The following is a 13,168-nucleotide window of genomic DNA, read 5'->3' as shown; positions in this document are numbered from 1 at the left end:
ATTTATCAATTAAAACCACCTGCGAGTGAATAGGCCAGTAAGTGTTTTTGGGCTTACTGTAATAATAAAACGGATAGACTGGTCGTAATTAGGCTGCGCAATTTCCCAACCTTTATTGGAATAAAGCGGAAAGTACAATTCAAAATAATCTGTAACTAGATTTAAACGTACACCAGAGTCATAGACAAACCTTGAAGACGCACCTCTATCCCCAATAAAACCAATATCACCATATAATTCTATCCATCGCCATACATTAATACTTGCGTTGGTAGTCATAATCCAATCACTGCCAAATTGGTCATCGTAGATAGACTTAAAGCCGCCTTCTGCAATTATAATTTGCTGACTAACCAGCCCTGTAGATTCTGACCTGCCCAAGTAATTTAAATCAAACATATAATCAGTGGGTCTATCTAAGGCAAAACTAAAGAAGTCTGAGTTAGTCTTGTTCCTCAAAAATTTACCTGCATAGAATCTTACATTTAATTGTCTGTTACTTTCAAACAACCTTCTATACTCCAATTCATAAGAAACTTTGGTAAATTGAGCTGAGTGTTGAAAATCAATTACAGAAGATTTGTAATTAATTAGATTGTTGTTGTAATTTAAAAAGCGAGCATTAAAGACACTATAGTCTGGATTATTTTCTAAGTCTAAATCTATCGTATTATCATTACGTACATTTTCATCTATACTTCTAAATACATTTCTATATCTAAAAGAAAGTATTTTTCGTTTATTAGAACGTAAGTCTTCTGGTCGCCAGGCAAAGCTCATAGCAGGGGTTAATGTACTTGCTCTAGAGTTTTCTTGAAAGTGAGAAGTACTACCACCAATAGAATAGTTAGATACATACAATCCGGATTTTCCATGATATTTACGGTACTTTAAACTGGCTCTACCAACCATAGTTTGTTCTCCAAAACTATAAGTAGGGGAGATATCATACACAAAAGGGCGCTCTAGAAAGGTTTTATTGTATAAACGGATTCCTGGTGTAACGCCATCGTAAATATTAAAATTGGCAATGGGAACAAAAAATACTTGATTGTAAAATGGATTTTCTGTGTCTTTAAAAAACGTAAATTTTAGTTTTTTGTTACTGCTAAAGAAACCGTTTAAGGTTTTCCAATTATCTCGCTGATTAAATTCAGGTATTTTTTTGTCGTAATTTAGTACCAGGCGGTCTTCTCCTGTTCTAGGTATGGTAAATGTTTTGGTGCTATCAATATCTTTAAACCAGTACTTAGAGATAACAGAGTCTTTATACAATCCAAAGAGTGATATTGGGACGTTAGTGCCTCTTTTATTTTTTAAGGTAAAGGTAATGCTGTCCTCTGTTTTAGCAATATTCTTAATTTTAAAATCAATTTTTTTACGGGTGCTTACGTATTCATCAAAAAACCAATTTACATCTTCGTCAGAACAATCTGTAAGTACATTTTTAAAATCTATAACGTGGGTTCTAGGGGTTAATTTATGCACATTGTAAAAATCAGCTATCGTACTATCTACACGCGATTTACCAATATAATCCGCTAAGTAAGATAAGCCTAAACCTGCTTTATATCTATTAGCTATTTTTTGGTTGAATTTTATGAGGGAATCATTAGGGGTGGTTAACGCTTGGTCAATATTGCTACGTGCAGATAACATTTGCAGTAAATTAAACTGCTCATTAAAATCCATCTGGGCAACATTAAACCCTTTTAAATACCATTTGTTAGCAAGTTTACCTATTAGTTTCTGGTCTGGATAATACGTTTCTACATATTTAATAACCAAGTAATTTGCTATCGCATCATTAACCCAACGTTCCTTTCTGGGGTCCATAAATAGAGTCTCATTTAAAAAGCTATTCAAACTGGTTTTTAAATATGCCAATTCAAATTGAAACTGGTCACTATAAGGCCTTACAAAAGAGGGTAATTGACTAAGACCGTAGATGGGGTTTTTAGTATAATCAATAGAACTTACCAATAAATTGCCGTGTGGATACGGACCCAGATGAGTGGTGACAAATTCGTTAATACGATTAATACTAACCCCTTGTGAGATTTCATCGTAACGTACCGCATCTAAATCTGTTGTTACCGTAAGATAAGGGGTTACATGGGTGGTGTATTTTTTTTCAGTAGTAAGAATGATAACGCAATTCTTACGCTCCTGCGCTTTTAGTTGTATGTTTTTCCCTTGCGGAAATTCTGAGTTTTGTTGGTGGTTAAAATTACTAGCTAAGGATAAATGTTTAGGGTATGTAAAATTGATAGTGGTATTAGTGACTTCTGTATATAAATCTTCTAAACCTTTATTAGAATACAGATGCCAATTGCCATCGAAAACTGCAGGGTTTACATACCAATCCCGTAAATAATAACCGCCATTGGGTTGGTGTCCGTAGCCAGTAAATTTACTTTCTGGTAGGCGTATGCTGTAATTAAAATATAGGGTAGTTTTTTCACCGGGCTTAAGCTCTTTGGGTAACTCTACCTTTATGATATCTCTGGTACTAATGCGTTCCCAAGATAATGTTTTGTTATCTGTACTATTAATTGCATTTATTTGGGTGTAGCCACGCTCAAAATCCTTTGCTAAATGAAGTCTACGGTCAAAATCTTCGCCAAAACGTTTAGCTAAAGGTGTTTTTTTACTTGAATAAGCATGGTTCCAATCATTAAAGTACAGGGTAAATAAGGAAACATCAGCATCGTTTACGTAGGTTAGTTCCTGGCGTATTGAGATGATTTTAGTAGAATCGTTGAGATGGGCGCTTATTGTATTTGTGTGTTGACCAAAACAGAGTAGGGGTATGGCTCCAATAATAAACCATACCCAATAATATAAAAGTCTGATATTCTTTGGTCTAATCAAGAATTAAAAGTTTGGGGTAAGATTGTGTCCTTTGTAAAAGGCATCAATAATTTCCACAACTTCATCCGCGGTATCTACAATGCTTATTAAATCTAAATCTTGAGGACTAATATTTTTAACTTCTAGCATGGTATTTTTTACCCAATCCATAAGGCCAGTCCAAAAGGTTTTACCTACTAAAACGATAGGAAACTTTTGTATTTTATTGGTTTGGATAAGGGTAATAGCTTCAAACAGTTCATCTAAGGTTCCAAAACCACCAGGCATTACAACAAAACCTTGAGAATATTTAACAAACATCACTTTACGGACAAAAAAGTAATCAAAATCTAAGCTTTTATCGCTGTCTATATATGGATTGTCATGCTGTTCAAAAGGTAATTCTATATTTAAACCTACAGAAGTACCGCCTGCTAAATGAGCTCCCTTGTTACCAGCTTCCATAATTCCAGGGCCACCACCAGTAATTACGCCATAGCCAGCCTCTGCTATTTTTTGTGCGGTTTCTACCGTTAATTCATAAAATGGAGCACCTGGTTTAGTTCTGGCAGAACCAAATATGGAAACGCATGGGCCAATCTGACTCATTTTTTCAAAACCATTAACAAATTCGCCCATAATCTTGAACAATGCCCAAGAATCATTGGTTTTAATTTCGTTCCAACCTTTATGATGTTTTTCTGTTCGCATAGGTATTATACTGCTTTTGCTATAATTTTTTTAGTTTCTTCTAATTCGTTTTTTAAAAATCTTGCCGTATGGCTTTTGGTATTTTTTGCTACCTGTTCTGGGGTGCCTTCTGCAATAACTTGTCCGCCACCTTTACCACCTTCGTAGCCAATATCTATAACGTGGTCTACCATTTTAATAACATCTAAATTATGTTCTATCACTAAAACAGTATTCCCTTTGTCTACCAATTTATTAAGAACTTCCATTAGTACACGAATATCTTCAAAATGTAATCCCGTGGTAGGTTCGTCCAAGATATAAAAAGTATTTCCGGTATCCCGTTTAGAAAGTTCTGTAGCTAACTTAACGCGCTGCGCCTCGCCACCGGATAGTGTAGTAGATTGCTGACCTAGACTAATATAGCCTAAGCCCACATCTTTAATAGTTTTTAGTTTTCTGTGAATTTTAGGAATATTCTCAAAAAAATCCACCGCTTCGTTAATGGTCATTTCTAAAACATCTGCAATAGACTTCCCTTTATAACGTATTTCTAAGGTTTCTCTGTTAAAACGCTTCCCGTGGCACGTTTCACATTCAACATAGACATCTGGTAAAAAGTTCATTTCTATCACCTTTAATCCACCGCCCATGCAAGTTTCACATCTACCGCCAGCTACGTTAAAACTAAAACGTCCGGGTTTATACCCTCTTATGGTTGCTTCTGTGGTTTTGGCAAATAAAGAACGTATTTCACTAAAAACACCAGTGTACGTAGCTGGGTTAGACCTTGGAGTACGACCAATTGGACTTTGGTTGATATCTATGACCTTATCTATATGTTGCAGCCCTGTTATTTTTTTGTAAGGCATTGGTTTTTTTACGCCATTAAAATAATGAGCATTCATAATAGGGTAGAGTGTCTCATTAATTAAAGTAGACTTACCACTGCCAGAAACTCCAGTAACGCCAATCATCTTACCTAAAGGAAATTTTACGGTGATATTTTTAAGGTTATTACCAGTGCAACCACTTAACGTAATGTTTTTCCCAGTTCCTTTCCGTCTATTTTTTGGTACAGCAATTTCTTTACTGCCATTTAAATATTGAGCTGTTAGCGTTTGGTGTTGGTCTAATTCTGACGGTGGCCCTTCTGATATAATTTCACCACCGTGCTTCCCAGCTCTAGGACCTATGTCTATGACGTGGTCGGCAGCTAAAATCATATCCTTATCATGCTCAACCACAATAACAGAATTTCCTATATCCCGAAGTGAAACTAAAGAGTTTATGAGGCGTTCATTGTCTCTTTGATGCAAACCAATACTAGGCTCATCTAGAATATAAAGTACCCCAACCAATTGTGAGCCAATTTGTGTAGCCAAACGTATACGTTGTGCTTCCCCACCAGATAGTGTTTTAGAGCCTCTGTTTAACGACAAATAGTCTAAGCCAACGTCTAACAAAAACTGCAAACGGGTTCTAATTTCTTTTACTATTTCTTCGGCAATTTTCTTTTGATTCCCTTCTAAAGTAGCTTCTAGCTCTTTAAAAAATGTTGCAAGCTCAACAATGTCCATATGAGCCAACTCCCCAATATTTTTGCCATCAACTTTAAAATAAAGAGATTCTTTTTTAAGCCGAGCACCACCACACGTAGGACAGGTTGTCTTATCCATAAAATCCTTGGCCCAACGTTTTATACTGGTAGAGTTAGCTTCATTAAACTGTGATTTTATAAAATTGGATATTCCTTCATAATCAATCTTATAATCGCGTTTTACTCCCAGGGTTTTAGAATTAACAGAGAAACTTTCTTTACCGCCGTTTAAAATAATTTCCAAAGCGTTTTTAGGAATATCTGCTATTGGCGTGTCCAATTCAAAATTATACCGCTGAGCAATAGTTTCTAATTGCTTAAATGCCCAAGAACGTTTGTACTCCCCTAAAGGAGCAATGCCACCACTTTTTATAGATAATTTGTCATTCGGAATTAATTTCTGCTCATTAACTTGGTAAACATGCCCAAGACCATTGCATTCTGGACACATTCCTTTGGGCGAATTAAAGCTAAAGGTGTTGGGCTCTGGGGTAGGGTAAGAGATTCCAGATTCTGGACACATTAAATCGCGACTAAAATAGCGCGGTTCTTTTTCGCCTTCTTCTAAGACCATCATCACGTTTTCACCACTGTACATGGCCGTGTTGATGCTTTCCATTAAACGTTTATCAAAATCGGCACCTTGCCCAACTTTTAAGCGGTCTATAACAATTTCTATATCATGGGTTTTGTAACGGTCTACTTTCATCCCTTTGGTGATATCAGTAATTTCTCCGTCTATACGCACCTTTACAAATCCCTGCTTGCCTATTTGTTCAAATAGTTCCCGATAGTGCCCTTTTCTAGATTTGATTACAGGAGCTAGAATATTTATTTTACTATCTGTATAGCTTTCAAGAATTAACTCCTTTATTTGAGCATCACTATAGCTTACCATTTTTTTACCTGTAACATAGCTATAAGCATCCCCAGCACGGGCAAACAGTAAACGTAAAAAGTCATAAACCTCCGTAATAGTACCCACAGTGGACCTAGGAGATTTAGACGTGGTTTTTTGCTCAATAGCAATCACTGGAGAAAGACCATCAATTTTGTCTACTTCTGGTCTTTCCAAACCACCTAAAAATTGCCTAGCATAGGCAGAAAATGTTTCTATATAACGTCTTTGGCCTTCTGCATAAATGGTATCGAAAGCCAAAGAAGATTTACCACTACCAGATAAGCCAGTAATAACAACAAGCTTTTCTCTAGGGATGGTTACGTCTATATTTTTAAGATTGTGTACGCGAGCACCGCGGACTTCAATATTTTCTTCGTAGTTAATCATAGCACAAGATGCTAAAGTAAACAATTGACATTTAAATTGGAAGTGACTTACTGTTGCTAATTTGTTAATTGATGTCTTATTTTTACCCTACAAACCATTTTTTATACTTGATATATGAAAATACTTGGAATTGGCTCTAGGATAAATCACCCAACACATGGTAAAGGCGTAGTTACTAACGTTACTGCACAACTGTATTGGGTTACCTTTATGGAAATAGGCTTGGAAACCATTGCAATTGATGATGATTTTGAGGTCATTGAAGCTGTAGAGGATGAAGTAGATACCGTAAGTTTTTTTGAAGTTGAACGCTCCTTGGTTAAAATTTTACAACGTTGGAGTGATGCTACAGAAAAAGTTGCAATAGCAGATAAGTGGAAAGGCGGTAAGCTTATTCTTGAACCTGGCGATGCTGTAGCCAATAAAGAAATGCCTATTGATACCTTTTTTCATAAAATTGTAATGGTTAGAGATAGGCTACGTGTAATGGAACAAAAAATTAATAGTAGCAAAAATCTAGATGACCAAGAAAAAGTTGACCTACAACAATACATTACTCGTATTTATGGGTCACTAACGAGTTTTAATGTACTCTTTAAAAACAAGAGTGATAATTTTGTAGGTGAAAAAAGTAAATAAATTAGTATAGTGCATCGTCCTAATAGAATAGTACAGGGCGATGCACTACACCGCTTTTTTCTCACTCAGATACTTCCAATATCTTTTGGGTACATGTTGGGTATGTAGTTTTTTATTAATTCTAGATTTAATGTTAGTGCTATTAAAATAATTACCCCATAATTCTTGATATTGATGTTCTTCATCTTTTAGTAAATTACTCTTCTTAAGGCTATTGTGTAATTGTGCAGTTAAATCTAAAGTAACCATCTCTACATTATCACCTTGATAGTGTATACCATAACCTCTCTTTCTGTCATATATAAGCCATTCTTGGTCTGCATATCTGTTTCTAAAATGTTTAGAAATAAGGGGTAATACATTAAAATCTGGCTCTACAATAGCAAAGTAAATAGCGTCTTTTGTTAATTGAAAACGTACAAAGGCTTCCATTCGGTGTTTTTCTCTACCTACTTTTTTCGCCAATTGATTTATATACAACACCAATTTATCACTGTAATCAAAGTGTTCATTTTTCTTACTGTATATAATTTTAGATATATATTGGTATAGCTGTACTTCTATTCCTTCAGTTTCACTTAAAAAAGCAAAATAAGCAGTATTAAGAGCATTGTTATTTTTAGCCTTTAAACCTTTCCACACCCGCTGCGCTTTTTTTACTTCTGTATATACTTCTTCTGTGGAGGCGAAAAGGCCACTTTGAGCAGCACTTTTTCTTTGGATATCTGCTATTTTAAGTTTTTCATCAAAAGCTTTAAATATGCAGCTAAGGAAGCCGTTAAAACTACCGTCGTAAATTAAAGTGGTCATTACAGTCATAAACAGGGTGCTTAGAATTAATTTGTAAAAAGAGATAGCTGATTGCTGTATTGTGTTCTAAATTTACTTTGAGAATTACGTAGAATTAAATTTTTAATTCCCTCCGCTTCTACATCTTTTTTATGCCAATCTTTAGAGTTGCATATCAAAAAATATTGTGCACGGTTAAGTGCTACACCAATTTTTTTTAAGTGTTCCCAGTTTAACTGTCTAAATTTTCTTGCATTTAAAATTTTGTAAACCGATTTAGTTCCCAAACCTGGAACACGCAGTAACATGGATTTATCAGCGCTATTAACATCAACTGGAAAACAATGCATATTACGCAATGCCCAAGAAAGCTTAGGGTCTATATCATGGTCTAAATTAGGGTGAGATTCATCTAAAATCTCGTTGACAGAAAATCCATAGAATCTTAAAAGCCAATCTGTTTGATATAATCTATTTTCTCTTAACATGGGCACTTGAGAAGTGATAGAAGGCAGTCTACTATCTTGTATTACGGGTACGTAGCCAGAATAATATACCCTTTTCATATGGTATTTTTTGTAGTAGTAGGTAGCAGAATACATGATATCCTTATCAGACTCACCAGAAGCACCCACAATCATTTGAGTGCTTTGGCCAGCAGGAGCGTACTTAGGAGTGCTTTTTATTAGCTTTTGTTCGTTCTTATACCGTATAAGTTCATTTTTAACCTTCAACATAGGTTTTGTAAAGTCTTCATGCTTTTTTTCTGGTGCCAAAAGTTTAAGGCCAGATATGGTGGGGACTTCTATATTAACAGATAAACGGTCTGCATACAAACCAGCTTCATACATTAATTCATCACTACAACCAGGAATAGATTTTAAATGAATATATCCGTTAAAATTCTCTTCTTGGCGCAGTTTTTTGGCAACTTGCACCAAACGTTCCATAGTGTAATCAGCATTCTTAAAGATGCCTGAGCTTAAAAAAAGACCTTCAATATAATTTCTTCGGTAAAAATTTATAGTTAAATCCACTACTTCTTGTATTTTAAAAGCAGCACGTTTAACATCATTACTACGGCGCGTAACACAATAAGCACAATCAAAAATGCAGTGGTTAGTTAACAATATTTTCAATAAACTCACACATCTACCATCCTCTGTGTAGCTATGGCAGATACCCATGCCCGTGCTATTTCCTAAGCCTTTGTTGGAGTTTTTTCTAGTACTACCACTACTTGCGCAAGACACATCATACTTAGCAGCATCTGCAAGGATGTTTAACTTCTCTTTTATTCGCTCAAAGTTCACAACAATTGGTTTTTATCCAAAAATATGGAAATAATCCAATAATTGGAAATTATCCAAAATATTTTTGGAAATTATCCATAAATAGTATATTTGACTATGGAAAATGAGCTGGCTTTAAAGCGTTTTGTAGAAATTAGAAGGGAATTAGGTTATACTCAAGTACAATTTGCTGCACTTTTAGGTGTCTCTAATACTACGGCAGATATAGAACGGGGACGTACTAAACTATCTGGAAAAGTAATAGCAGAATTATTGAAACAATTTAAGGTGAATCCACTTTGGTTGTATGGAGATAGTGAAGAGAAATATTTAGAAACAGCAAAAATTAGCGTTATCCCTAAAGTAGTTACGGTAGATAATATGGAAAGGGATAATATGGTTTTGGTAAATGCGAAAGCAGCAGCGGGTTATCCGCAAAATATTCAAGATACTACCTGGTACCAACAATTACCAGCGTTTGATTTACCTATCCCCGAATTTAGAAATGCTACGTACCGCGGTTTTCAGGTAGAAGGAGATAGTATGCTCCCTAATTTACGTTCTGGAGAATGGGTTTTAGCGAAAGCTGTAGAACATATAGACTATGTATCTGCCAATAAAATGTACGTTGTGGTGTTGCAAGATTCCGTTATGGTAAAAAAAGTTGAAAAGCGCCCTAATTCTAACAACATCACCTTAATTTCTTTGAATGAAAATTATCCTCCTTATGAGATAAAACCTTTTCAAATACAAGAAATTTGGGAGGTAAGCAGTAAACTAACCTTTAATTTAGATGCAACTACAGAGACTGGTTTACTAAAACAATTGCAAGCCTCTATGGATGACTTAAAAAGACAATTGGGACAAGTTAAAAATTAAGCATTACTTAATCCGTTCTCCGGTAGTTACAAAAGACAAACCTTGTTGTCCCTGCGTGGAAATCATTACGGCTTCAAATAGAGGAGGAGTACCTTCATTGTTGATGGCCCAATCAAATATAAAGTTGGCTCCAGTGCCACCACTTTCGTCTCTCTCGTCTATTACTATATGTAGTGTTTCCATGGGTTTAAGAGAAATCGGATTTTTTATGTACTCATGTAAAGCTGTACCCTGGGTATCAAAATAAGTTGCTTTGGTAATAAATACTTCATTTTTTGCATCCCTGTTACGTAAGCTTATAGTAGAAGTTAAATTGTGGGTTGAATGTTCTGAGTAACTGTATACTCCAGAATAAACAGATAAATAGGTCTGTCCTTTTTCTACCAAACTATCTACAGGTATTTTGGCGGCAGGCTTACCAGAAAAATCCGTGCGTTGCGGATTTTGCTCCTTAGGTGGTAGATTACAACTTGCAAAGCCCAAAACAATGCTTACTATTAAGGCGGTGTAGCGCAATTTAATCATACTACAAATATGGCGAAAAAAGCCTTTAGTTGTAAGCTTTAATATCACCCATGTTTAGCGTAATGGGTCCTAGCTGGTGTGTTTTGGGTAAAAATGCACCAGAATCCATCACCTGCCAGTCGTCCCAAGTAGCTTTAACGCCACCAATGGGAATAATTTTTACCCACATTTTAAAGGCGTTAGGAAAACCATTATCGTTTAGTAACCATAAATAACTATCGCCAGGGGTTGTTCCTCCAGAATTATAGGTAATCAATAAGGCTTTTTCTCCACTGTCTAGCGACACAACTTTACGGGTAACACCATTATCAAATACTTTGTAGGGGGCAACTAACCAGAACGAGTCATTATTAAAATTTTCAAGAGCCTTGTTTATCAAAGCGGTCTTTTCCTCTTTTGATAAGCTTGTTGAAGCATCTAATACTTCAGATTTTTTTGGGGCATTAAGGTTTAGATGTATTTTGGTATCTTCTAGAGTAACTGTAACCTTACCCAATTTTTTATCCCATTTGTAATGATTTGCACCATTTTTAAAAGACCATTCTATACAACGAGAATTTTGATATTTAGAATAGTTTAAAGATGTAAGCATTTTCATTGCTAAGGCATCAGCTTCTTGGCCTGCTTTCCCCTCTGGAAGGGCTTCATTTGCAATAAATCCCCATGTAACAATTGCAATTAGTATAACAACTACAACAATCCCCGTCCATTTAAAGAACCTTCTCATCCTTTTTTGAGCTAAAGTAAAGACTATTTTCCGGTTTGTCCAGAATAGGTGCTTTCAAATATTTTATCCGCATTAGCTGCTTCAAAACCTTCTCTCCTCATCGTTGCATCTAATTGCTCTTTAGGTAAATGAGCAAAATCAGCCAAAGGTAAACGTTCAGCAAACTCTACATAACTGCCAGATATGGCTAAAGTTTCTCCACCAGCAAAGGTTGCTGGTATCATTTTGGCTACAGAACTACTCTGTTTTAAAAGGCCATCTGCACTTACTTTAATTTTGGAACCAGAATCATTGAGTTTAATACCATGCTCCTCTAAGAAGGTATTAAAAACAGATAATAAATTAAATGGTTCTGGAAGCTCGTGAACGCTAATGGTATAATGGTTTAAGTAATACCTATTATAAATAACCCAAGCAGCATATTCACTTTCTGCAGCCAAACTTTGATAATCTTCTAAACTAGGCAATTGCCATAGTGGTTGATAAAAGAATTTACCTACCATGCTGGGATTATCTAAATCAATAGACGCAATGGGGTCTTCTGTAATAGGATGGGTGTATTTATAAATTATATCTTGGGTTGTCTTTGATAAATCGTTCACTCGTAATTCCGAAATAAAAATCCGCGGATATTTTTGTGAGGGAGGTGCATACCAAAACGCATCTAATTTCTTTTCTTTAAAATGATATGGAGCCATTTTGGTGTAACCGTGATGCAAAAAAATCTTTTCAAAAGAGGATATGCCTAAATTTGGGACGCCTAAGGTTCTAAAGGCAATGTGATCGTTAATAATATCATCTTCTGAAGCAATCATTCCCTGAGAAATCATTGCATTAACAATTTTAGCAACGTCTGGTACACTTTCTTTGTAGGGAGTAAAAAGCGCTTCTAGAATCTGGTCTAACGGTGCATCACTTTTAAAATTCATAACATAAACAGTTTGTATTGTTACAAATATAAAATTATATCGATTTAAAATAGTTTTCAACCAAAGAATTAGCAAAAATCTGTGCGGCTTTTTTAGATGTTCTAAACCAAAGTTCCGGTTCAAACAACTCTAGTTCAGCCAATGCAAGTTGATTATCATTATCTTTAAAAAGGTCTATTCTACTGTAAACAGGAAGTTCTGGGGCAGCATGTACTGCTTGCAAGGCAAATTGTATTTGTGCTTTGGTAGGTTGAATATGGTGAACGGAGCCTCCAAAATCATCTTGTACTCTAAAATCACCTGGTTTCGCTTTTTTGAGTATGGTATGACTATAGGTGTCTCCAAAAAATATCAGCGAAAACTCTCCTTCTTTAATAATATTTGTTTGAAATTCTTGCAACATCATTGCTTCTTTGGCTATCAACTGCAAAAACTGTTTGTTTAAGTTATGCCAGTCTTTACGTTCAAATTTATAAGTATGCCTTGCACCACCTGCAATACAAGGTTTTAAAATTAGGTGCTTGGATTGTATGTCAGCCTCTATTGTAGCTTCTTCAATAGCATCCTCTAAGCTTTCAACACTTCTTTTTTCTATAAAATACGTTTTAGGAACATGTACTCCGGCATTGGCTAAATCTATAAAGTAATGCTTGTCTAAATTCCATTCTACTAGTTTTTTACTATTGATAAATATGGTTTTCTGGGCAGTAGCTTCAAACCATTTTTTAAACTCGGTTATTCTATGAAAATAATCCCAAACGGCCCTAAAAATAACATACTTAGTTGAGCCCCAATCAAAATTAGGGTCGTCCCAATAGGTGCGGCCAACTTTTAAACCTTTGTTTTGTAAAGCATCAGCTACCAATTGGTCCTCTAAAATCACATTTTTAGTATACGCATCTTCTTTAGGCTTCAGGTAGCGCTTATCGGTAACTAAAACTACATCTAACCTCATAA

11 protein-coding genes are annotated in these 13,168 nt (G+C 35.4%); 2 read left to right on the top strand and 9 right to left on the bottom strand.

Going from position 1 to position 13,168, the window contains the following annotated elements; translation table 11 throughout:
- Nucleotides 1–9: 9 nt before the first annotated feature.
- From HCO57_RS03950 to uvrA, 3 genes are read right to left on the bottom strand one after another with little or no spacing between them, the layout of a single operon-like run.
- Nucleotides 10–2,874: a metalloprotease gene (locus HCO57_RS03950; RefSeq protein WP_245167532.1), complete on the bottom strand. Its 2,865-nt coding sequence runs from the start codon at nt 2,872–2,874 to the stop codon at nt 10–12.
- A 3-nt stretch (nt 2,875–2,877) separates the two neighbouring features.
- On the bottom strand, nt 2,878–3,564 hold the full coding sequence (locus HCO57_RS03945; protein ID WP_136949799.1) for a TIGR00730 family Rossman fold protein: 687 nt from the start codon (nt 3,562–3,564) through the stop codon (nt 2,878–2,880).
- Nucleotides 3,565–3,569: 5 nt separating this feature from the next.
- A complete protein-coding gene (uvrA, locus tag HCO57_RS03940) occupies nt 3,570–6,431 on the bottom strand; it encodes an excinuclease ABC subunit UvrA (protein WP_167987935.1) in 2,862 nt (953 codons plus the stop codon).
- A 114-nt stretch (nt 6,432–6,545) separates the two neighbouring features.
- Here uvrA and HCO57_RS03935 point away from each other — a divergent pair, with 114 nt between their 5' ends.
- Nucleotides 6,546–7,070 (top strand): hypothetical protein, encoded by a 525-nt coding sequence (locus tag HCO57_RS03935; RefSeq protein ID WP_136949801.1) that lies wholly within the window; start codon nt 6,546–6,548, stop codon nt 7,068–7,070.
- Nucleotides 7,071–7,115: 45 nt separating this feature from the next.
- Here HCO57_RS03935 and HCO57_RS03930 read toward each other — a convergent pair whose 3' ends face one another.
- Together HCO57_RS03930 and HCO57_RS03925 are read right to left on the bottom strand one after the other, a co-directional pair.
- Entirely contained in the window at nt 7,116–7,889 is a 774-nt protein-coding gene (locus tag HCO57_RS03930; RefSeq protein WP_167987934.1) for a TIGR03915 family putative DNA repair protein, read from the bottom strand.
- A 17-nt stretch (nt 7,890–7,906) separates the two neighbouring features.
- Nucleotides 7,907–9,172, bottom strand: coding sequence for a putative DNA modification/repair radical SAM protein (locus tag HCO57_RS03925; protein ID WP_167987933.1), 1,266 nt, complete (start codon nt 9,170–9,172; stop codon nt 7,907–7,909).
- 96 nt (nt 9,173–9,268) lie between these two features.
- Between HCO57_RS03925 and HCO57_RS03920 the strand changes: the two genes are divergently transcribed.
- Nucleotides 9,269–10,030: an XRE family transcriptional regulator gene (locus HCO57_RS03920; protein WP_167987932.1), complete on the top strand. Its 762-nt coding sequence runs from the start codon at nt 9,269–9,271 to the stop codon at nt 10,028–10,030.
- 3 nt (nt 10,031–10,033) lie between these two features.
- On the opposite strand, the gene HCO57_RS03915 is transcribed toward HCO57_RS03920, so the two are convergent.
- The 4 genes from HCO57_RS03915 to HCO57_RS03900 are packed head-to-tail and all read right to left on the bottom strand — an operon-like array spanning nt 10,034 to nt 13,166.
- Nucleotides 10,034–10,555 carry a DUF3124 domain-containing protein gene (locus HCO57_RS03915; protein ID WP_167987931.1) on the bottom strand — a complete coding sequence of 174 codons (522 nt, stop codon included), beginning with the start codon at nt 10,553–10,555 and terminating at the stop codon, nt 10,034–10,036.
- A gap of 25 nt (nt 10,556–10,580) precedes the next feature.
- Nucleotides 10,581–11,282, bottom strand: a complete 702-nt coding sequence (locus tag HCO57_RS03910) for a hypothetical protein (protein ID WP_167987930.1) — start codon at nt 11,280–11,282, stop codon at nt 10,581–10,583.
- 23 nt (nt 11,283–11,305) lie between these two features.
- A complete protein-coding gene (locus tag HCO57_RS03905) occupies nt 11,306–12,211 on the bottom strand; it encodes a DUF1338 domain-containing protein (protein WP_167987929.1) in 906 nt (301 codons plus the stop codon).
- 34 nt (nt 12,212–12,245) lie between these two features.
- Nucleotides 12,246–13,166 carry a RimK family alpha-L-glutamate ligase gene (locus tag HCO57_RS03900; protein ID WP_167987928.1) on the bottom strand — a complete coding sequence of 307 codons (921 nt, stop codon included), beginning with the start codon at nt 13,164–13,166 and terminating at the stop codon, nt 12,246–12,248.
- Nucleotides 13,167–13,168 lie beyond the last annotated feature (2 nt).

Origin of the sequence: Croceivirga sp. JEA036, assembly GCF_011882165.1 — a bacterium.
Lineage (GTDB): Bacteria > Bacteroidota > Bacteroidia > Flavobacteriales > Flavobacteriaceae > Croceivirga.
Note: the sequence above shows the minus strand (reverse complement) of the source record. Positions and strands in the feature narration are given on the sequence as shown.

Coding starts and splice junctions, on each gene's coding strand:
- HCO57_RS03945 (WP_136949799.1), bottom strand. CDS start 3,564: ATGCGAACAGAAAAACATCATAAAGGTTGGAACGAAATTAAAACCAAT.
- uvrA (WP_167987935.1), bottom strand. CDS start 6,431: ATGATTAACTACGAAGAAAATATTGAAGTCCGCGGTGCTCGCGTACAC.
- HCO57_RS03935 (WP_136949801.1), top strand. CDS start 6,546: ATGAAAATACTTGGAATTGGCTCTAGGATAAATCACCCAACACATGGT.
- HCO57_RS03930 (WP_167987934.1), bottom strand. CDS start 7,889: ATGACTGTAATGACCACTTTAATTTACGACGGTAGTTTTAACGGCTTC.
- HCO57_RS03920 (WP_167987932.1), top strand. CDS start 9,269: ATGGAAAATGAGCTGGCTTTAAAGCGTTTTGTAGAAATTAGAAGGGAA.
- HCO57_RS03915 (WP_167987931.1), bottom strand. CDS start 10,555: ATGATTAAATTGCGCTACACCGCCTTAATAGTAAGCATTGTTTTGGGC.
- HCO57_RS03910 (WP_167987930.1), bottom strand. CDS start 11,282: ATGAGAAGGTTCTTTAAATGGACGGGGATTGTTGTAGTTGTTATACTA.
- HCO57_RS03905 (WP_167987929.1), bottom strand. CDS start 12,211: ATGAATTTTAAAAGTGATGCACCGTTAGACCAGATTCTAGAAGCGCTT.
- HCO57_RS03900 (WP_167987928.1), bottom strand. CDS start 13,166: ATGAGGTTAGATGTAGTTTTAGTTACCGATAAGCGCTACCTGAAGCCT.